Annotated in this window: 19 protein-coding genes, 2 tRNA genes, 2 rRNA genes and 1 other annotated feature; of the genes, 20 read left to right on the plus strand and 3 right to left on the minus strand. The window is 34.8% G+C overall.

The annotated features are described in order from the left end of the window. The 3 genes from DYH56_RS13425 to DYH56_RS13435 all read left to right on the plus strand — a co-directional run. Positions 1-126 (plus strand): 23S ribosomal RNA (locus DYH56_RS13425); the annotation flags it as partial. An 84-nt stretch (positions 127-210) separates the two neighbouring features. Beyond that, positions 211-327 (plus strand): 5S ribosomal RNA (gene rrf / locus DYH56_RS13430). Positions 328-338: 11 nt separating this feature from the next. Next, a tRNA-Ala gene (locus tag DYH56_RS13435) sits at positions 339-414 on the plus strand. 260 nt (positions 415-674) lie between these two features. Here DYH56_RS13435 and DYH56_RS13440 read toward each other — a convergent pair. Together DYH56_RS13440 and DYH56_RS13445 are read right to left on the minus strand one after the other, a co-directional pair. After that, positions 675-2,162 carry a putative glycoside hydrolase gene (locus tag DYH56_RS13440; RefSeq protein ID WP_158539158.1) on the minus strand — a complete coding sequence of 496 codons (1,488 nt, stop codon included), beginning with the start codon at positions 2,160-2,162 and terminating at the stop codon, positions 675-677. Positions 2,163-2,388: 226 nt separating this feature from the next. Then, positions 2,389-3,189 carry a mechanosensitive ion channel family protein gene (locus DYH56_RS13445; protein WP_114643395.1) on the minus strand — a complete coding sequence of 267 codons (801 nt, stop codon included), beginning with the start codon at positions 3,187-3,189 and terminating at the stop codon, positions 2,389-2,391. Positions 3,190-3,390: 201 nt separating this feature from the next. Between DYH56_RS13445 and DYH56_RS13450 the strand changes: the two genes are divergently transcribed. Together DYH56_RS13450 and tsaD are read left to right on the plus strand one after the other, a co-directional pair. Beyond that, positions 3,391-4,026, plus strand: coding sequence for a septum site-determining protein MinC (locus DYH56_RS13450; protein ID WP_114643396.1), 636 nt, complete (start codon positions 3,391-3,393; stop codon positions 4,024-4,026). A gap of 43 nt (positions 4,027-4,069) precedes the next feature. Continuing rightward, on the plus strand, positions 4,070-5,083 hold the full coding sequence (gene tsaD / locus DYH56_RS13455) for a tRNA (adenosine(37)-N6)-threonylcarbamoyltransferase complex transferase subunit TsaD (protein WP_114643397.1): 1,014 nt from the start codon (positions 4,070-4,072) through the stop codon (positions 5,081-5,083). Positions 5,084-5,241: 158 nt separating this feature from the next. Here tsaD and DYH56_RS13460 read toward each other — a convergent pair whose 3' ends face one another. Beyond that, complete coding sequence (locus DYH56_RS13460; RefSeq protein WP_114643398.1) at positions 5,242-7,038, minus strand: carboxypeptidase-like regulatory domain-containing protein; 1,797 nt, start codon at positions 7,036-7,038, stop codon at positions 5,242-5,244. Between the two features lie 208 nt (positions 7,039-7,246). On the opposite strand from DYH56_RS13460, the gene DYH56_RS13465 reads away from it, so the two are divergent. The 15 genes from DYH56_RS13465 (at position 7,247) to rpoB (ending at position 21,381) form a co-directional block, all read left to right on the plus strand. Continuing rightward, positions 7,247-7,831 carry a DUF1694 domain-containing protein gene (locus DYH56_RS13465; RefSeq protein ID WP_233500046.1) on the plus strand — a complete coding sequence of 195 codons (585 nt, stop codon included), beginning with the start codon at positions 7,247-7,249 and terminating at the stop codon, positions 7,829-7,831. A gap of 2 nt (positions 7,832-7,833) precedes the next feature. Continuing rightward, the gene (gene murA / locus DYH56_RS13470) at positions 7,834-9,102 is read left to right on the plus strand and encodes a UDP-N-acetylglucosamine 1-carboxyvinyltransferase (protein ID WP_114643399.1); all 1,269 of its coding nucleotides are present in this window, start codon (positions 7,834-7,836) and stop codon (positions 9,100-9,102) included. A 2-nt stretch (positions 9,103-9,104) separates the two neighbouring features. Then, the gene (rlmB, locus tag DYH56_RS13475) at positions 9,105-9,809 is read left to right on the plus strand and encodes a 23S rRNA (guanosine(2251)-2'-O)-methyltransferase RlmB (protein WP_114643400.1); all 705 of its coding nucleotides are present in this window, start codon (positions 9,105-9,107) and stop codon (positions 9,807-9,809) included. 51 nt (positions 9,810-9,860) lie between these two features. Next, positions 9,861-10,487: a sigma-70 family RNA polymerase sigma factor gene (locus tag DYH56_RS13480; RefSeq protein WP_233500047.1), complete on the plus strand. Its 627-nt coding sequence runs from the start codon at positions 9,861-9,863 to the stop codon at positions 10,485-10,487. A 71-nt stretch (positions 10,488-10,558) separates the two neighbouring features. Continuing rightward, positions 10,559-13,168 carry a leucine--tRNA ligase gene (leuS, locus tag DYH56_RS13485; protein ID WP_114643401.1) on the plus strand — a complete coding sequence of 870 codons (2,610 nt, stop codon included), beginning with the start codon at positions 10,559-10,561 and terminating at the stop codon, positions 13,166-13,168. 18 nt (positions 13,169-13,186) lie between these two features. After that, a complete protein-coding gene (locus tag DYH56_RS13490) occupies positions 13,187-13,717 on the plus strand; it encodes an outer membrane beta-barrel protein (RefSeq protein WP_114643402.1) in 531 nt (176 codons plus the stop codon). Positions 13,718-14,083: 366 nt separating this feature from the next. Further along, entirely contained in the window at positions 14,084-14,236 is a 153-nt protein-coding gene (gene rpmG, locus DYH56_RS13495; protein ID WP_114643403.1) for a 50S ribosomal protein L33, read from the plus strand. 30 nt (positions 14,237-14,266) lie between these two features. Beyond that, positions 14,267-14,342 (plus strand) — tRNA-Trp (locus DYH56_RS13500). 23 nt (positions 14,343-14,365) lie between these two features. Then, a complete protein-coding gene (gene secE / locus DYH56_RS13505) occupies positions 14,366-14,551 on the plus strand; it encodes a preprotein translocase subunit SecE (RefSeq protein ID WP_114643404.1) in 186 nt (61 codons plus the stop codon). 3 nt (positions 14,552-14,554) lie between these two features. Further along, positions 14,555-15,157, plus strand: a complete 603-nt coding sequence (nusG, locus tag DYH56_RS13510) for a transcription termination/antitermination protein NusG (RefSeq protein ID WP_114643405.1) — start codon at positions 14,555-14,557, stop codon at positions 15,155-15,157. Positions 15,158-15,235: 78 nt separating this feature from the next. Continuing rightward, positions 15,236-15,661, plus strand: a complete 426-nt coding sequence (gene rplK, locus DYH56_RS13515; protein ID WP_114643406.1) for a 50S ribosomal protein L11 — start codon at positions 15,236-15,238, stop codon at positions 15,659-15,661. A gap of 99 nt (positions 15,662-15,760) precedes the next feature. Further along, positions 15,761-16,471 (plus strand): 50S ribosomal protein L1, encoded by a 711-nt coding sequence (gene rplA / locus DYH56_RS13520; protein WP_114643407.1) that lies wholly within the window; start codon positions 15,761-15,763, stop codon positions 16,469-16,471. 20 nt (positions 16,472-16,491) lie between these two features. Then, positions 16,492-16,647: a sequence feature (ribosomal protein L10 leader region), on the plus strand. Between the two features lie 16 nt (positions 16,648-16,663). After that, positions 16,664-17,158 (plus strand): 50S ribosomal protein L10, encoded by a 495-nt coding sequence (rplJ, locus tag DYH56_RS13525; RefSeq protein ID WP_114643408.1) that lies wholly within the window; start codon positions 16,664-16,666, stop codon positions 17,156-17,158. 97 nt (positions 17,159-17,255) lie between these two features. Then, positions 17,256-17,618, plus strand: a complete 363-nt coding sequence (gene rplL / locus DYH56_RS13530) for a 50S ribosomal protein L7/L12 (protein ID WP_114643409.1) — start codon at positions 17,256-17,258, stop codon at positions 17,616-17,618. A gap of 214 nt (positions 17,619-17,832) precedes the next feature. Continuing rightward, positions 17,833-21,381, plus strand: coding sequence for a DNA-directed RNA polymerase subunit beta (rpoB, locus tag DYH56_RS13535; protein ID WP_114643410.1), 3,549 nt, complete (start codon positions 17,833-17,835; stop codon positions 21,379-21,381). The last annotated feature ends 28 nt before the right edge of the window (positions 21,382-21,409 follow it).

Below are 21,409 nucleotides of genomic sequence, written 5' to 3' on the forward strand. Positions count from 1 at the left end.
CCAACTCAGAGATAAGTATTCTATCATTGATAAGTCACCTTGGAGACTACGAGGTTGATAGGTTGGGGGTGTAAGGGCTGTGAAGTCTTTAGCTGACCAATACTAATATGACGAACACTTAACCTAAAGCAAAATGATTTAGAAAGTTAATTTATAAAAAACATTATTATATAGTTTTGAATGTTTAACAATATTCAATAAGAAAGTAAGCTTGGTAAGAAAAGCTACGGGGGTACACCTGGTCACATTCCGAACCCAGAAGTTAAGTCCGTAAACGCCGAAAGTACTTAGGGGGCAGCCCCTTGGGAGGATAGGAACTTGCCAAGTCTTTTTTATTAGGGGATATAGCTCAGTTGGGAGAGCGCCGCACTTGCACTGCGGAGGTCAGCGGTTCGACCCCGCTTATCTCCACCAAATAAAATTTAATCAGGAATTATTCTGATGTTTATAAAAAAAAGAGTTATCATGAGATAACTCTTTTTTTATGTATACTATCAAAAATAAAAAGATGACTATTACTTATTAATAACAAATTAAAGAGGGGAGCTCATAACTAAATTTCACTTTGAAATAACTACTAAATAATGTGTTTCTCTAGTCGTTTAATTACTAGATTTAGTAATCAAAAAGAGACTTAACCATTTTGGGTCAGCCTCTTTAATTTAGAAAAATATTTATTTTAAACCATCCCAATAATAACGGCTGGATGCGTTCCAAACAAGATAACCATTTAAACCTTCTACCTTAAGAGCTTTTATCTGCTCTTTTAACTCCTTTGTTTTATAATTCCTATAATTTTTAATCCAAGGAGCACTAAACCCTTGAATCCATGTTTCGATAATAGCAGGGTTTTCTAAATTATCATTTCTCAAAATTACATCTTTTGTATAATAATTTAATAGTGTAAACGGATTATTATCTGGGTTTTTTAGTCCATATGTTCCACCTTTATAATGCGACGGATAAGCCATAGGGTTGATAAAGTCAACCACGTTGGAGATGGATTCCCAATGCTGCCCAATATTTTCATCATCTTTTGAGATACCGATTTGACCGAAAACAGATGCAGCTGTATAAACTTCTTTTTTAGCTAGTTCATCATGGGCGTATTTTAAAAACCTTTGGATAACTTCTGATTTTGTTTCCGAATAAGTGTTGTTATAGATTAATTTTGAGTTTTTTTCCAGGTTCTGAACTCTGTCAGGGAACCTGACATAATCAAATAAAATTTCATTAAATCCTAAATCGGCAGCTTCTTTTGCCAACTCTACGTTATAATACCAGATATTCCGATTGTAAGGGGACAACCATGGGATCTTATCTGAACTTCGGTATGCACGGTTATATCTTTTGTCTAAAATGGTATCGTTTTTATTGGAAATAGCATATGCCTCATCTTTAAAGGTAGAGATTCTGCCAAGAAGGTAGATATTATTATCCTTTAGTTTTTTTATGAATAGATTCATATCTTTTACCCTGGGACGAATATAGGAATCACCTAAAACTTTACGTGCTGTAGGTGACTCAAATAATATTCTTCCATGATCATTTTTTATATCTAAAACAAATGCATTGATATTTGTTTGTTTTGCTAAGTCAATATAATCGTCTACATGATACATTCCATTGAGAGATATATATACAGCCCTAATATCATTTTTAGGATTATTTTTATAGAATTGTTTATTGATGGATTTAAATTGTACATCTCCTAATTGATATAGTTCCCTGATATTAAAATCTGTATCTACCATTTTTTTTATAAAATTCTTATTATTATTTTCAGCTCCCTCCTTATCTACTGGTATATCTGTTAAAACTTTGATAGTTTGAAATATATCTTTATCCTTTAATTTGATCTCAGTGAGATATTTTTTTTCAACCCATCCCTTATAATCAGGCTTTTCAGTCGATATATATACCCAATTTTTTTCGACTTTTAAAATGTTTATTGAAGTACCAATGATCAATGAATTTTTTGGTTTTCCATCTATACTTTCCCTTAAAGTAGTCAATTCTGAAATATACATAGCAGACGGTAAAGCCACTTCTTTCTTGCTGGTTATTTCTTTTTTTGAAAAAAAATTATCTTTGTTTTTAAAGATAAAAAATAACGCCACAATGAGTATGGTTGAAAAAATTATTGTTTTTATTTTTGGCATGTTCATCTCCTTTTTGCTGCGATTTAGTGTGAATAAATTATAACATAGATGAAGGATTGGACTTGTGCAAAAAATTAAAAATAGGCAATTCTTGAGGTAATATTAAGGTAAGGGCATCAAAATATCTCAAGGAGTTGCCTACTTAATTAATATAAGATGTGAAGGAGCTGAAAAGGGATAAAAAAATCAGGGAAAAAATTCCCTGATTCTTATTTAGCGGTTGATTTTATTTTTCTACATGTACATCCATTTGTGGATACGGAATGGAGATATTAGCTTTATCAAATTCAATTTTTGCCATCTTCATAGATTGGAAATAAACACCCCAATAATCCTTTGCATCACACCAAACCCGATAAACTATGTTGACAGAAGAATCCCCATATTCTATTATTTCTACAAAAATATCAGGGGTTTTCAGAATCTTTTCTTGAGATTTTGCAATGTCAACAAGAACAGATTTAGCCTTATCCAGGTCGTCATTATATCCTACACTAAAAGTAATATCTACCCTCCTGGTTGGATTTTTAGAGTAGTTTGTAAGGGTGTCGTTGGATAATTTACCATTTGGAATAACAATCCTTTTGTTGTCTGGAGTATTTAAAAGGGTAGCAAAAATCTGTATCTCAACAACTGTTCCAGAAACTCCAGCAGCTCCTATGTAGTCACCGATTTTAAAGGGTTTAAATAGCAAAATCAAGACACCTCCGGCAAAGTTAGCCAAACTGCCTTGAAGTGCAAATCCAATAGCTAAAGACATGGCACCTAGTACAGCTACAAAGGAAGCTGTTTGTATCCCCAGAGTAGAGATGATAACGATAAATAAAAAAGCGTAACAAAGTGTGTTAACTATAGAATGTAAAAATTTCTTGAGTGTGATTTCAGTGCGAGCAATTTCCATCTTCTTGTCTACCAGCAGCATTAATTTGCCGATGATAAACTTTCCAACAACCCATATTAATACAGCGTAGAGAAGTTTAAGTCCGTAAGTGATAAAAAGTGTAGAAAAATAATCTACGTAATCCATAACTTTACCTCCTAAAAATAAATTTTGATTCTTGTTTTTATTCTCTTAAAAATTAAAAAATCCTTTAAATAAAAAAATAAAGATAAAAGCCGCCTTTAAAGGGAACGAGGAATAGATAGGAAAAGTTTGTATTGACAAAGAGTTAAGTTGGGTTATAAAATATAAAGTGAAAAAATATATCTATAAATAAAAGGGGGAGGTATGGAGAAGATAAAACTAAATATATCAGGAAATTTAGTTGGAATAAGAATACCTTCAACTACAGTTTTTGAGATGATAGAGGGGCAGTTAAAAGGTATAATTATAAAAAATTATAAATTACTGAGAACATTAAAATTTTATAAGATAGTAGATTCAAATTTTAGCGAAAGTCAAACTTTACAACTGGAAAAAATAATAGAGTCTATAGTGAGTTTAAAACCACTAGAAAAAGCAGATAAATCCAATAAAGTAACGGAAAAAAAAGTTGATTATAGATTTCATTATGGAAATTTAAGGTCAGGGGAAAAAATTAATTCAGATACCAGTGTAATAATATTAGGGAATCTAAACCCGGGATCCTATGTAAAGAGCAGGAAAAATATTTTTGTCTATGGAAAAGCTCACGGTACTCTGCATGCTGGGTGCGATACAAATAAATATCAAAGTAGTTTTGTATATATAGAAGAAGGGGAACATCCCAAGGTAAGGATAGGCGAGGTTCAGATTATGCACGACGATAAAGAACTGGATAAAAATATTATGTTTGAAAAAAAAATGGGAAAGATAACTGTAAAAAAACTGGATAAAAGCCAGATAAAAGAGTTGATGAAAAAAATAGGTGTCGATCTGATATAAAGTCGAGGAAAAATAAAATAGAGATGATACAAGGGAGAAAAAAATGATTATATTAGGAATAGAAACATCGTGTGATGAAACGTCTATATCAGTGTTGAAGGATGGAAAGGAAATGTTATCCAACCATATTTCATCGCAAATAGACATACATAAGGAATATGGAGGAGTTGTTCCTGAAATAGCTTCCAGGCACCACATTAAAAATATAGCAGCTATAATGGAAGTCAGCTTGAAGGAAGCTGAAATAACCCTGGATGATGTGGATTATATAGCTGTAACCTATGCACCTGGTCTCATAGGAGCACTTTTAGTCGGGATCTCATTTGCTAAAGGGATCTCCTACGGAAGGAATATACCTATAATACCGGTACACCATATAAAGGGACATATCTATGCGAACTTTTTGGAACACAAGGTGGAACTGCCTGCAATTGCACTGGTGGTATCTGGAGGGCATACAAATATAATATATATCGATGAAAATCATAAATTCTTTAATCTGGGGGGGACACTGGATGATGCAGTAGGAGAATCTTATGACAAGGTATCCAGAGTAATGGGGTTAGGATATCCCGGTGGACCAGTAATAGATAAATTAGCATATGAGGGAGATAGTGATAAGATTCCTATGCCGGAACCCAAGGTTGGGGGTTATGAGTTTAGTTTTTCAGGGGTAAAAACTTCGGTGATAAACTATGTGAATAAGATGAATATGAAAAAAGAGGAATATAATCCCGCCGATATAGCAGCTAGTTTTCAAAACAGAGTAGTGGACATACTCTGTAAGAAAACCATTGCAGCAGCTACGGAAAAAGGGGTGAAGAATATCCTTATAGCAGGGGGGGTAGCAGCCAATTCATTATTGAGAAAGGAACTGTTGGAGAGATCAAAATCAGAGGGGATAGAAGTTTTTTACCCATCTATGAAATTATGTACTGATAATGCTGGTATGATTGCAGCAGCAGGGTATTATAAGCTGACATATGGAGATTCAGATAAAATATTTGCTGATTTAAAATTAAATGGAGTAGCAAATATGGGGATAGAGGAAGATTAAGATAGAGAGGTGATCAAATAGATCACCTCTCTAATTATTATTAAATAACTGATGTTTCACGCTTACAATAATATTAAGATGTAATTCTTGTTTTCTTTAAAATTCTATTTAAAATAAAGTGTTTTGATGATTTTTAATGGGTTCACCATGGCGAAAGGTTATTCAATGATTATAGTTAATTGATTTGGGTTTGTAGACATAGAAGTCAGGTCGATTTGTTTTTGATAGCCGTATGACTTTACATTTATATCTATATTTTTCATATTTTCAGGGAGCTCTAACAGCAAAAATCCATTGGTATCGGTTTTATAAGCCGTACCTTCCACCATAATCTCTTTATTACGGAGGGGTGTTTTGGAATTGTTTAGAAATTCTAAGTAAACCCGGATCTTTCGGCCCTGCAGGATAATATTTTTATTTGTTAAGTCATCTTTTGTCAGGGTAAAAACATCGGAATAATAATACTTATAGGGCTGTACCCCCACACTGATAAAATAGCTTTCATTTATCTTAATGTCGGAAAATTCATAATATCCATTTTGATTGGAAATGGTATTTGCCACAACTTCTCCCTGACGATTCATAAGGGTCAGGTGGAGGTTGCTTAGAGGGGTAAAGCTATTACCTATTATCCCGGAGATATTAGAAAGATATGGTGTCAGAGAAATTTTTAAACCGGAAAGGGTAGAAAAACGTTCTAACTTTGTTACAACACCAAAGGCTTTATATCCATCTTTTTCTACTTTTATAAACAGCAGACCCGGGAGGATAGGTGTGGAAAAATTTCCAAAATCACCACTTTTTAAATGGATTATTTCATCTCCGTTTTTCACCATAATATCAGCATTTGAAATAGGCCTGCCTTTGTCGTCTGTAACGATACCCTCAACATTACTGGGGAGCTCCTCTGTATTGAGGATGAGGTTATAAACTTCTTCCAGAGCAGTAAAATCATAGATTAAATTTTGATTCTTTTCCAGAATAAATCCGGGTTTTTTAAGGGTTATTTTATATTTTTGTGGAGGTAGATTTATAGAAAATTCACCTGCAAAGGAGCTCATAGTCTCATAGGAGTTGTTACCTACATCTGTAAATGAAATTTTGGCTCCTCCAATAAATTGGTCTTTATTTTTTATAACACCACGGATAGTGGTTTGTACAGAGGGGATAGATATAACTATATTTTTATTGACAGCGGAGTTAAGTTTAAGACCTCTGAAATAAAGGTCGGAATAAAACCTATCTTCAACCATAAAGTCATATACTCCGTCCTCTAGTTCAACGGGAACAAAGGTATCTTTAAGTTTGATTTTTTTTATAATTTTACCATTTTGAAAGATTACAAGGGTAAGATTTTTAAGTGGAACAACCTTGCCGATGTTGTCTTCATAAAACTTGATCCCTTTATTTTTAGAGGTATTTCCCAGGATAAAGAACTTATTTTTAGGGATATCTATATCTATAAAAAAATGTTCAGACCTGTCTTTAAAATTTAATATTTGTTTATTTTTTATAGAGTTTTTTGCAGAAAAGATAAACTCATAAGTTCCTGATAAGAACTCCATGGATTTAAAACCTCCTAAAAAAGGTACTTTTGTGTACCTGCTTGCGCCGACTTCACGATATTCGATCAACCCATCACTTACAGGAAACTCCAATGTAACGTAGGAAGTATTTAATTGTTTCATTACAAGAGTGAAATTTTGAATCCCATCTATGGAGTTTTTCAGGGTGAGAACTTCTTCCTTATAACCCTCCTTAGAGATGGAAATATTCAGGATCTCTTCTGAAGTGTCGAAGGTAACTTGACCTATTGAATCACTTATTTTAACTTGATTATTGATATTTGCAATGACTTCTTTTAGGGGAGTTGCGTCTTCTCCTATTATTGTTATTGTAATAGAATAAGAAGAGATGTTGAATAGTACTATAAATAAAAATATTAATTTTTTCATAGGTGCCTCCGCATTAGATTGTTTTATTAAATTATACATTATATCTACCTTATTGAGTAATAATATTTTAAAATCTGACGCCTCATCTTTGGGAAAATATGAAAAATTAATTAATACTCATAAAAAATAACTAATTTGTTGGGAAGGATTGAAAAAAGACCTTAATGTGGTATAATTATAATTGAACTTAAAAAAAAGGGTGATAACTATGAAAGAAATGAATCATTTGGATTTGTTGGATGAAAAAGAAAAAAAAATGAATCAGTTATATAGTATTCAGCATGAAAAAAAGTATTATTTAGACGAATACAGGGAACGGGTAATAGTAGCTTTAAAAATAGATCAATTGGTGGAAGATGAACTCTATTCAGAGGTGATAGAAGCCATGAAAAGTGACTCCGCTAAGCTTTTAAAATTAAGGAGAGATACAGGACTGAAATATCTAAAACCTTATATAAAGGAAGCGGAAAAATTAGATTTTAGATATGAACTTATAGATGGTCTTGACTACCTGGGTGACATAGGACTTGTAGTGGTTTCGGACAAAGCTTTGGATAATGAAGAGGATGAATTGGTTATAAGGGATATGGATCAGGATTTTTTAGATGTGGGACTGGGATATGAATTTTCTAAAAATCAGAATAAGAGCATCTGTAATGAATGTTATCTTAAAATTGAGGACAAATTACCTGGTTATTTGGATAAATTTAAAAGACTTAATATTTTAGATAAACTATTAGGGACTAACTGTCCGGTATGCAGAGACCGGAAAAAATTAGGAGGAAATGAGTAAAGATGATAGGAGCTTTTAAAATAAAGGGTGGCAATGCACTCAGCGGAACACTGGAAGTAAGTGGAGCAAAAAATGCAGCCCTTCCAATAATAACAGCAACAATAATAGAAAAAGGAACTCATATTTTACATAATGTACCAAACCTAAGAGATATCGGGACTTTGATGAAGTTGTTGGAAAGCCTGGGGTTAAAAACTGAAAAAATAGGAAGGAACAGCTATAAAATTATAAATGATGGATTGACTAATTTAGAAGCTGAATACGATCTGGTAAAAAAAATGAGAGCATCATTTTTAGTAATGGGACCCATGCTGGCCCATGCAAAAAATGCTAAAGTATCTTTGCCGGGAGGCTGTGCCATTGGTTCCAGGCCTGTAGATCTACATCTAAAAGGATTTGAAGGGTTGGGAGCTACAATTGAGATTACCCATGGGTACGTAGAAGCTAAAGCTGAAAAATTAGTTGGAGGCCATATTGTTTTGGATTTTCCAAGTGTGGGAGCTACTGAAAATATTATAATGGCTGCTGTAAAAGCAGAGGGTACAACCATCTTAGAAAATGTAGCCAGGGAACCTGAGATAGATGACCTATGTAATTACCTGGCTGCTATGGGAGCTAAGATCGAAGGAATTGGGACAGGGAAACTGACTATAGTTGGTGTAGAAAAGTTAACACCAGTGGAATACTCTATCATGCCAGACAGGATAGAGGCTGGAACTTATATGGTTCTCTCGGTTTTATTTGACGGAAAGATCAAAGTTAAAGGAGCTATTCAGGAACATCTGGGAAGTTTTGTTGCAAAACTTGAAGAAATGGGAGTGAAAGTAAAATTTGACGGAGATCTGGCTACAATAGAAGGTAAGATGGAGGATTTAAAGCCTGTAATAATAAAAACAGCTCCTCATCCAGGATTTGCCACTGATCTGCAGGCTCAATTTATGACATTGTTAGCGTTAGTGCCGGGAACCAGTGAGATAAAGGAAACTATATTTGAAAATAGATTTATGCAGGTCCCGGAATTAAACAGGATGGGAGCAAATATCCATATAGATAGCCACGTGTCCATAATAAAAGGTGTGGAAGAATTTAGTAGTGCAGAAGTAATGGCCAGTGACCTGAGAGCGGGAGCAGCACTTATTATGGCAGCCTTAAAAGCAAAAGGTGAAACTATAGTAACCAGGATATACCATGTAGACAGAGGGTATGAAGAGATAGAGAAAAAATTACAAAAGATAGGTGCAGACATAGAAAGAATTAAGGTGGAGATGTAATAATGGAAAAAATAATAGGGATCAACGCTGTAAATGAAGCGATAGAATCTAATGTAAATATAGAATATATAGAGATATTTACAGGTGTAAGGCCTGAACAGGTGGCTAAATTAAAAACTAAAGCCAGCAAAAAAAACATAATCGTAAAGGCAGGTAAGAAAAAAATTGAAAACTCTCAAGGGGTAGTGGCTTATATAAGTGACTACGATTACTATATAACTTTTAAAGAGTTTTTAGAAAGTGCTGTAAAGGAAGAGAAATCCACTGTACTAATCTTAGATGGAGTGCAGGACCCTAGAAATTTTGGTGCATTGATCAGGAGTGCAGAGATTTTTGGCGTGAAAGGAATAATAATACCAGAAAGAAATTCGGTGAAGATAAACGAAACTGTAGTAAAAACATCTACAGGAGCTATAGAGCATGTGAATATTATCAAAGTTAAAAACATAGCTGAAACAATCGATCAGTTAAAAAAGTACGATTTCTGGATCTATGGTGCAGAAGGAAGTGCAAAAAAATATTATCATGAGGAAAACTATCCTGCTAAAACAGCCTTAGTTTTAGGTAGTGAAGGATTTGGGATAAGGAAGAAAGTGAGGGAACATTGCGATATTTTAATAAAAATACCTATGAAAGGTAAGATAAATTCATTGAATGTATCGGTTGCAGGTGGAATTCTACTGTCGGAAATATCAAAAAATCGATAATAAGTTTAATAGAAGATTGTCTTTAATAGGATTTTAACGGGGGTAAAAATTTTGGGAGAGAGAGCGAGATTTGAAGTTACTGAAGAAATATTAGAGGAAGCAAAAAGTGGAAATGAAGAAGCTGTAGGGATGGTTGTGGAAAACTATAAGGGTTTTGTTATGATGAATGCCAAGAACTATTTTTTACTGGGTGCTGAAAGAGATGATCTTATTCAAGAAGGAATGATTGGACTATTAAAGGCTATTAGAGCGTACGATACTGAGAAAGCGGCATCATTTAAAACTTTTGCCACAATTTGTGTGAAAAGGCAGATAATTACAGCTATAAAAAAAGCCAACTCCAACAAGAATAAAGCGTTGAATACATCTATTGGTATAGAGAACGAAAATAAGGAGACCAATAGGGAGATAGAATATTTTAGGGGATTAAAATCTTATCAATCGTATAATCCAGAAGAACTGGCTCTGTCTAAGGAGCAGATGAATGGATTAAGAAATTACCTGGAGAGAAAGTTAAGTCCGCTGGAAACTTCTGTTTTTAGATATATGGTAAAAGGATATCCGTATAAAGAGATTGCGGAAAAAATGGGTGAAAAGGTAAAGGCAGTGGATAATGCCATCCAAAGGATAAAAAGAAAAAGTGAGCTGTGGCTGGATACATATAAAGGATTAAGTTAGGCTGCTGCCTGACTTAATCCTTTGTGGTATAAACAAAAATATATAATAAATATAGAGTGGGAGCGTAGTAGATGAGAGAATATATGTTTAATGAGATCGAAAAAAACTTACAAAACACATGGAATGAAAAAAAAATATTTGAAACAAAAAATAAAGTAGAGGGAAAAGAGAATTATTATGTGTTGGAAATGCTGCCCTTCCCATCAGGGAAACTTCATATGGGACACGTAAGAAACTATACTATAGGTGATGTGATCGCCAGGTATAAAACTATGAAGGGGTACAATGTCCTTCATCCAATGGGTTGGGATTCCTTTGGATTACCGGCAGAAAATGCAGCTATCCAAAATGGTGCACATCCTGCCACTTGGACGGTAAAAAACATAGAATATATGAAGGACCAGTTAAAGATGTTGGGATTTTCATATGACTGGGACAGGGAGATAGCTTCTTATAAACCGGATTATTATAAGTGGAATCAATGGATCTTTAAAAAAATGTATGAAAATGATTTGGTGTACAGAAAAAAATCTACAGTTAACTGGTGCCCTAAGTGTGATACGGTATTAGCCAATGAACAGGTAGAAGATGGTAAGTGCTGGAGACATGGAGATACAGATGTGACTCAAAAAGATTTGACTCAGTGGTTCTTCAAGATAACTGAATATGCAGATGAATTATTAAAGGGACATGAAGAGATAAAAAAGGGATGGCCGGAAAAGGTAATTACCATGCAAAAAAACTGGATAGGGAAATCTTTTGGTACTGAGATAGCTTTTAATCTGGAAGGATCTGAGGAAAAATTACCGATGTTTACCACCAGGATAGATACTCTATTTGGTGTGACATATTGTGTGATAGCCCCGGAGCATCCAATGGTAGCAGAGATCTTAGGGGAGAAACCTGAGATCAAAGATGCGGTAGATGCTATGAAAAACGAAGATATGATAGCTAGAACTGCAGAGGGTAAGGAAAAAAATGGAGTGTTTACAGGGAGATACCTGATCAATCCGGTAAATGGTGAGAAAGTAGAACTTTGGATAGCAGATTATGTGCTTATGAACTATGGGACAGGAGCTGTTATGGCTGTGCCTGCTCATGATGAAAGAGATTTTGCCTTTGCAAAAAAATATGACCTGCCTATGAAAGTAGTAATAAATCCTATAGAGAAGAAGACTAAAAAAGAGATAAAAATAGAAGTAAAAGAGATGGAAAATGCATTTATCGGAAAGGGTATCATGACTAATTCTGATAAATTTGATGGGATTTCATCTAAAGAAGCCTTAACTAAGATGGCGGAGCATGTAGAAGAACTGGGATTTGGTGAAAGAACGGTAAAATACAGATTAAAAGACTGGGGAGTATCCAGACAAAGGTATTGGGGAACTCCTATTCCGGCTATCTACTGCGATAAATGTGGAATAGTAATGGAATCAGATGAAAATCTGCCTGTTAAACTGCCTATGGATATTAAATTCTCAGGAAATGGAAACCCGTTGGAGACATCGGAAGAATTCAAAAATGCAACTTGCCCGACGTGTGGAGGACCTGCAAAGAGGGAGACGGATACAATGGACACCTTTGTAGATTCATCTTGGTATTATTTGAGATATTGTGATCCAAAGAATACAGATATGCCTATCGATAAGAATATAGCTGACAGCTGGTCTCCTGTAGATCAATATATTGGAGGAGTAGAACATGCTGTGATGCATCTGTTGTATTCTAGATTCTTCCATAAAGTTCTCAGAGATATGGGATTATTATCTACAGATGAACCTTTTAAGAGGCTGCTGACTCAAGGGATGGTATTAGGACCATCATACTATGAGAAGAGTACAGGAAAGTACCTGTTTCCAAATGAAACTGAGATAAAAGATGAAAAATCATATTCTAAAACCACAGGTGAAGAGCTGGTAGTAAAGGTAGAAAAAATGTCTAAATCTAAAAATAACGGGGTAGATCCATTGCATATAATTACCGAATATGGAGCAGATGCTGCCAGGTTATTTACAATGTTTGCTGCACCACCGGAGAAGGAATTGGAGTGGAATGAAAATGGATTGGCCGGGTCGTCTAGATTCTTAAACAGAGTTTGGAGGATGGTTGTAGAAAATAAAGGATATTTTGAAACAGGCAGTATAGATTTAGAGAAGGTTTCTAAAGCAGATAAAAATGTGATCAGAAAATTACATCAGACTATTAAAAAAGTAACTGCATCTATCGAGGATAACTACCACTTCAATACATCTATTGCGGCTAACATGGAACTGATCAATGAGCTGCAGGATTTCAAGGCAAATATATTAGATAATGGTGAAACAACCAGTGAATCTAAAAAAGTGTTTACCGAAACTGTAAGGACAATGATAATCATGTTGTCACCCTTTGTTCCTCATATTACCGATGAATTGTGGGCAGAATTAGGAGAAACGGGACACCTGTTCCAAATACCTTGGCCGACTCATGTGGAGGAGCTGACTATCTCTGATGATGTGCAGATAGGTGTGCAGGTAAATGGTAAATTGAGAGCTACCTTGGATGTTTCCAGAACTATTACAAAGGAAGAATTGGAAGCTTTAGCTTTAGCGGCTCCCAATGTGATTAAGTTTACAGAAGGAAAAACTATAGTGAAGAAGATAGTTGTTCCAGGAAGAATAGTAAATATAGTGGTGAAATAACAAAAGGAGGAATCATTTATGAAGAGAATTCTAGTTGTATTGATGTTTACTGTGATGTCGTTAAACGCCCTAGCTCTGGATCTATGGGTAAAGGGTGGAGTTAATCAGGGAACCGGAAGCAAAAAAATGGAAGATTTTGGCTATAATGCAGCACTGGAACTCAGCCAGGGGTTCTTAGGTTTTGTAGACTTAGGAGCTGGTATAGCTTATAATGGAAATTTGAAATTTGATGGTATTTCGGTACAGGAAAATGTTGGGTATGATCTGACTCCTGTATATGTATTTGCCAAGTTCAATATCATACCAGTGGCTCTAAAACCTTATGTGGTAGCCAGGCTGGGGAAAAACTTTGTAGTAAATGATAATACGGATTATAATGGAAAATCTGAAGCTAAAGGAGGAGCCTATGGAGCTGTGGGAGTAGGAGTAGAATTTTTAAGTTCTTTCCAAGGTGAAGTACTTTACTCGATTTCAGAAGTGAGAAATAATCCCAGTGGAAAAGATAATGTAGACATGGTGTCACTGACTTTAGGGTATAATTTCTTCTAAGGGAAAAATTAACAGCAAACTAATTTTTTTCTAAGGTTTTTCTAAGATAATGGTGGTAATATATTTACATGAAAAGTAGTAACTTTTTCATAACTCTCTCCGAACCCTTGAATTTTTCAAGGGTTCTTTTAATTTTTCAAAGGTTAAAATACGCAAGAAACCACGAGGAAACGTGGGTTTTATAGGGAGAGTTGAAAATGGGAAAAATAATACAAAAAAGATATAAAAAAACTTTGAAAATTATTGACTTTTTGTATTAGGTATGATATCATTATCTATGTTTGTGAGCGAATTTTTGGCTCATGCACCACAATTAAGATTGTGGGAGGATAGCAATTCCGATATGATGAGTGGAGGTGTAAAGAAATGAGAGTAAACATTTTAATGGAATGTACAGAGTGTAAGAGAAGAAACTACAGTACTTCTAAGAACAAAAAAAACACGGATGGTAGAATTGAATTAAAAAAATTCTGTAAGTGGGATAAGAAAGTAACTGTGCATAAAGAAACTAAGAAGTAATTCTTGGAAAGGCATAGCTTAACAACATGCAGTTCAGTGGCTCAATTGGTAGAGTAACGGTCTCCAAAACCGTGGGTTTAGGGTTCGAGTCCCTACTGGACTGCCATTTTATACTTTAGGGTGGTTTATATGAATACTTTGTTACAGAACGTTAAGACTGAATATAAGAAAGTTGTATGGCCTAGCAAAGATGAGATTGTTAAGTCAACATTACTTGTTGCAGCTATGAGTGTCGCGGTGAGTATCTATGTAGGTGCTTTTGACGTGATAGCTTCGAGGATACTTAAGATGATGGGTACCTTTTTTGGAGGGTAATTTATGGAAAGAAAAATAGAAAAAAAATGGTATATGATTCATACGTATTCCAGTTATGAAAAGAAAGTGAAAGCTGACTTAGAAAAAAGAATTCAGACACTTGAATTAACAGATAAAGTTTTTAGAATTGTGGTTCCTGAAGAAGAGATAAAGGAAATTAAAAACGGTAAAGAAAAAATCGTTTTCAGAAAATTATTTCCAGGTTACGTAATGATAGAAATGGAAGCAGTTAGAGAAGAGACAAACGACGGTATATGGTACAGTGTTGATTCTGATGCATGGTATGTAATCAGAAACACTAACGGTGTAACAGGATTTGTTGGTATTGGATCTGATCCTATCCCTATGGAAGATGAGGAAGTAGCAACTATCCTTAGATTCTTAGGAGAAGAAGGAGAAGAAAAACCTGAACCTAAGGAAGAGATCATATTAGATTTCAAAGCTGGGGATATGGTAGAACTGCTTGAGGGCGGTTTTGCTGGAAGTGTTGGTGAAGTTAATAATATTGACTTAGAACATGGAAAAGTAAAGATAATGATAGATATGTTTGGTAGAATGACTCCTGTAGAGATTGGGGTTAACGAAGTTAAGAAAGTAATGTCTTAATATCAAGTAACTAACAATCTTTTCAAAGGTGGGAGAGTAAATCATTAAAACCACAAGGAAATTATGGAGGTAACAAAAATGGCAAAAGACGTAATCGGATTAATTAAATTACAATTACAAGCAGGGAAAGCAAACCCGGCACCACCAGTTGGACCAGCATTAGGTCAACATGGTGTAAACATCATGGAATTCTGTAAAGCGTTCAACTCAAAAACTCAAGATAAGGCTGGATTCATAATACCAGTGGAGATCAAAGTATATTCTGACAGATCTTTCACATTCGTATTAAAAACACCACCTGCATCAGATTTATTAAAAAAAGCAGCTGGAATCAAATCAGCAGCAGCAAATTCAAAGACTGATGTTGCTGGAACAGTAACTTCTGCACAAATTCAAGAGATCGCTGAAACTAAAATGGTAGACTTAAACGCTGGATCGTTAGAAGCAGCTATGAGCATCATTGCTGGATCTGCAAGATCAATGGGAATCAAAATAGAAGGTTAATCTTAATTTAATATTTTAAATTTCAATATATATCACATTGTTGATAATTAAGTGGTAGGACGCAAGTTCGCTTAAGCCACATAAGGAGGAAAAGTAATAATGGCAAACAAAAAAGCTAAAAAATACGTAGAAGCTGCTAAATTAGTAGAGACTGGTAAATTATATGAAGTTAAAGATGCATTAGAATTAGTTGCAAAGACTAAAACTGCAAATTTCGTAGAAACTGTTGAAGTTGCATTAAGATTAGGAGTAGATCCTAGACATGCTGACCAACAAGTAAGAGGAACTGTAGTATTACCTCATGGTTCTGGTAAAGTAACTAAAGTATTAGTATTAACTCAAGGTGAAAACATGCAAAAAGCATTAGATGCAGGAGCAGACTATGCAGGAGCAGAAGAATATATCGAGCAAATCCAAAAAGGTTGGTTTGATTTTGATGTAGTAATCGCTACACCAGACATGATGCCTAAGTTAGGAAAATTAGGTAGAACTTTAGGAACAAAAGGTTTAATGCCTAATCCTAAATCAGGAACTGTAACTACTAACGTAGCACAAGCAGTATCTGAATTCAAAAGAGGAAAGCTTGCATTCAGAGTAGATAAATTAGGATCTATTCATGTAGGAATCGGAAAAGTAGATTTCACAGCTGAGCAAATTGAAGATAACTTCAAAGCATTCATGGCAGAAATCACTAGATTAAAGCCATCAGCAGCTAAAGGTCAATACCTTAGAACTGTAGCTTTATCTTTAACTATGGGACCTGGAATCAAAATTGATCCTATCCTTGCTTCTAAATACTTAGAAGCTTAATTAATTAAAGTTTAACTTTTTTTAAACTATAAATTGAACTAAAGACAGTAGGTGGTGAAAACCGTAAATCCTACCGAGGTTTATACAGTTTTGAATACAAAGCTTATAACCTCACCTATCAGAAATGATCTCTGTCTTTACTAAACCTTTAGTCAGAGATCATTTTAATTTAAAGAGGAGGTGACTAGAAGAATGGCAACTGAAGCAAAAAAATTAGTAGTAGCAGAATTAGCTCAAAAAATCAAAGACGCTAAAACAATCGTACTTGTAGATTATCAAGGTATCAACGCAAAAGATGATACTGAGATCAAGAAACAATTAAGAGAATCTGGATCTGAATACTTAGTAGCTAAGAATAGATTATTCAAAATAGCTTTAACTGAGGCAGGTGTAGCAGATTCATTTGACGATCTTTTAGAAGGAACTACAGCATTTGCGTTTGGATATGAAGATGCAGTAGCACCAGCTAAAGTGGTTTACGAATTTGGTAAAGGGAAAAAAGATTTATTTAACATCAAAGGTGGTTACTCTGAAGGGAAAAGAGTTGAGATTTCTGAAATAGAAGCATTAGCAACTTTACCATCAAGAGAAGCATTACTATCTATGGTATTAAATGGAATGTTAGGACCAATCAGAAAGTTAGCATACGGTATCGTAGCTATCGCTGATCAAAAAGAAGAGGCGTAATTCTCTGCTTTAAGATATGATCATTAGATCAAAATAAATTAAGAATATTAAGGTACAGCTTTAAGCTTACCAAATAAAAATTAGGAGGAACATAAAAATGGCATTTAACCAAGAAGCTTTCATCGCTGATTTAGAAGCAATGACTGTATTAGAATTAAAAGAAGTAGTTGAAGCATTAGAAAATCACTTTGGAGTAACAGCAGCAGCACCAGTAGCAGTAGCAGGAGCAGCAGCAGAAGTAGAAGAGCAAACTGAATTTGATGTAATAATCATGTCAGCAGGAGCTAAGAAAATAGCTGTAATCAAAGAATTAAGAGCTATCACTGGATTAGGTCTTAAAGAAGCAAAAGCAATGGCTGAAGAAGCTGGAGCAAAAGTTAAAGAAGGAGTTTCTAAAGAAGAAGCAGCTGAAGTTGCAGCTAAATTAGAAGAAGCTGGAGCAGTAATAGAAGTTAAGTAATTAACTCTCTAAGTCTAAAATTGACTAATTGACTAATTGAATAAAATAGGGCACTCTTTTAGCTTAGAGTGCCCTATTTAATCATTGAAAAAGTAAGAAAAATATAAAATAAATTTATCAAAGATTAATAGTTCATATGTTGGGCAGTGATGGAAATCCGCCTAAGATATTAACTATTAATTTTCAATGATATAAAGATAAGGAGCGTGAATTGATGACAAAGCTTATTAAAAGAACTAGTTTTGGAAGGATAAAAGAGAGGGGTACAATGCCTCATTTCTTAGAATTCCAATTAAACTCGTATGAGGACTTTTTACAGGCTAAAAAAGATCCTACTTCAAGAGAAAACAAGGGATTAGAGTCGGCCTTTAAGGAGATATTTCCAATAGAATCTTCTAATGGTGACATTAAATTAGATTATGTAGGGTATGAGTTACATGAAAATGAACCTCCACTAAATGACGAATTAGAGTGTAAAAAAAGAGGAAAAACTTTTTCATCTTCTTTAAAAGTTAGGCTGAGATTAGAAAATAAAAAAGCCGGGAATGAAATACAAGAAAGTTTAGTTTACTTTGGAGAGATCCCGAGAATGACTGAACACGCTACATTCATAATAAATGGTGCAGAGAGAGTAGTAGTTTCACAACTACATAGATCACCAGGTGTATCTTTTACTAAGGAAGTAAATATCCAGACAGCTAAAGATATGTTTACTGGTAAGATAATTCCATACAAGGGAACTTGGCTGGAATTTGAAACTGACAAAAATGACTATCTTAATGTAAAGATAGACAGAAAGAAAAAGGTATTAGCACCTGTATTCTTAAAGGCAGTAGATTTCTATGAGACTAATGCAGAGATAATGGAAGATCTATTAGAAACTAGGGTAAAAGATCTTACAGAATATTATGAAAAATACTCTAACAGAGATGAATTATTATCTGTTCTTAGAACTAAGATAGAGGGAAGTTTCATAAAGGAAGACGTTTATGATGAAGAAACTGGAGAGATCATCTTAGAAGCAGAAAATGTTATCGATGAGATGACAGTGGAAAAGATCATAGATGAAAAATTAGAAACTCTTACTTACTGGGAAGTTAAACCTGAAGACAAGGTATTAGCTAATTCATTATTAGATGATACAACTGAAAATTCAGATGACGCTGTAATGGAAGTGTTTAAAAAGTTGAGACCAGGAGATATGGTAACTGTAGATTCAGCTAGATCTCTTATCAGACAAATGTTCTTCAACCCTCAAAGATATGACTTTGCTTCAGTTGGAAGATATAAGATGAACAAGAGATTAAAATTAGATGTTGCAGAAGACATAGTTGTATTAACTAAGGAAGATGTAATGGCTACTATCAGATATGCAATAGGATTATATGGTGGAGACGGTCATACAGATGATATAGACAACCTTTCTAACAGAAGGGTAAGGGGAGTAGGAGAACTACTTCATATGCAAATCAGATCAGGATTAGCTAAGATGAACAAGATGGTAAAGGAAAAAATGACTGTACAGGATGCGTCAGCACTTACACCGCAATCATTATTAAATACCAGACCACTTAATGCACTTATCTTAGATTTCTTCGGATCAGGTCAATTATCACAATTCATGGACCAATCTAACCCACTGGCAGAGTTAACTCATAAGAGAAGAATATCTGCATTAGGACCTGGAGGACTTTCAAGAGAAAGAGCAGGATTTGAGGTTAGAGACGTACATGATTCACATTATGGAAGAGTCTGCCCGATAGAAACTCCAGAGGGACCAAATATCGGACTTATAGGATCTTTAGCAACTTATGCTAGGGTAAATAAATATGGATTCATGGAAACTCCATATGTAAAAGTAACTGATGGAATAGCTGATTTTGAAGATATCAGATATTTAGCAGCAGATGAGGAAGAGGGATTATTTATTGCCCAGGCCGATACTGTAATGGATGAAGAAACAAATGAAATCACTGGTGATGGATTATGTAGATTTGGACATGAAGTTGTATGGGTAAACGGTAAAAAGATAGATTATTTAGATGTATCTCCTAAGCAGGTAGTATCTGTATCAGCTGGATTAATTCCTTTCTTAGAGCACGATGACGCCAACAGAGCATTAATGGGATCAAACATGCAAAGACAAGCAGTACCTTTACTTAGAGGAGAAGCTCCATTTGTTGGGACTGGTCTTGAGAGAAAGGTAGCAGTAGATTCAGGAGCAGTTGTTGTATCCAGAACAACTGGTGAGGTAACTAGTTTAGATGCCAGCAAGATAGTGATAACTGAAAAAACAAAAAATGGAACTAAAGACCATGTATATAAGATGTTAAACTTTGAAAGATCTAACCAAGCTATGTGTTTACACCAAACACCATTAGTAGACATGGGTCAGAAAGTAGAAGTAGGTACTATCTTAGCAGATGGACCATCTACAAAAGGTGGAGACTTAGCACTTGGAAGAAATATCCTGATGGCATTCATGCCTTGGGAAGGATATAACTTCGAGGATGGAATCTTGATATCTGACAGACTTAGAAAGGAAGATGTATTTACTTCCCTTCATATTGAAGAGTATGAAGTGGATGCCAGATCTACTAAGTTAGGAGATGAAGAGATAACTAGAGAGATCCCTAATGTAGGAGAAGAAGCTCTTAGAAACCTGGATGAAAGAGGAATCATAAGAGTAGGAGCAAAAGTAGGACCAGGAGATATCTTGGTAGGAAAGACTACTCCAAAAGGAGAGACTGAACCACCTGCAGAGGAAAAATTACTCCGAGCTATCTTTGGTGAAAAAGCCAGAGACGTAAGAGATACATCGCTTAAGATGCCTCACGGTTCTAAGGGTACAGTAGTAGAGATCTTAGAATTAGCCAGAGAAAATGGAGATGAATTAAAAGCTGGGATCAATAGATCTATCAGAATATTTATCGCTGAAAAAAGAAAGATAAACGTAGGAGATAAAATCTCTGGACGTCATGGAAATAAAGGGGTAATTTCAAGAGTATTACCTGCAGAAGATATGCCATTCTTAGAAGATGGAACACATGTTGATATCGTACTTAATCCATTAGGGGTACCATCACGGATGAATATCGGGCAAGTACTAGAGGTACATTTAGGACTAGCTCTTGGATTTATGAAAGATGAAGATGGAGACGACGGTGTTTATATCGAAACTCCGGTATTTGATAGTGGAGACAAAGAGTCAGGTGGACATGAGGCAACTATAAAGAATTACCTGGAGGAAGCCGGTTTCGACAGATCTGGTAAGGTAAACTTAATAGATGGTAGAACAGGAGAACCATTTGATAATCCTGTAACTGTTGGACGTATGTATATTCTTAAACTTCATCATTTAGTTGAAGATAAGATGCATGCTAGAGCAATCGGACCATACTCACTGGTAACTCAGCAGCCGCTAGGTGGAAAAGCACAGTTTGGTGGACAAAGATTAGGAGAGATGGAAGTTTGGGCACTTGAAGCATATGGAGCTTCTAGCATCTTACAAGAGATGTTAACGGTGAAATCAGATGACGTTATGGGTAGAACTAAGACCTATGAAGCCATCGTTAAAGGTGAAGAGATGCCAGAAGCAAGTTTACCAGAATCATTTAAAGTATTATTAAAAGAATTCCAAGCATTAGCATTGGATATTGAATTATTTGATACTGAAGGTGACGTAATAGACGTTTCAAGCGACTTAGCAAAAGAGGAAATCATCACTGAATTCTCATTGGCGGACTTAAAAGAAGAAGATTAATCAAACGAGTAGTTTGAAATTATAGATA

Source organism: Psychrilyobacter piezotolerans, assembly GCF_003391055.1.
Classification (GTDB): Bacteria; Fusobacteriota; Fusobacteriia; order Fusobacteriales; family Fusobacteriaceae; genus Psychrilyobacter; species Psychrilyobacter piezotolerans.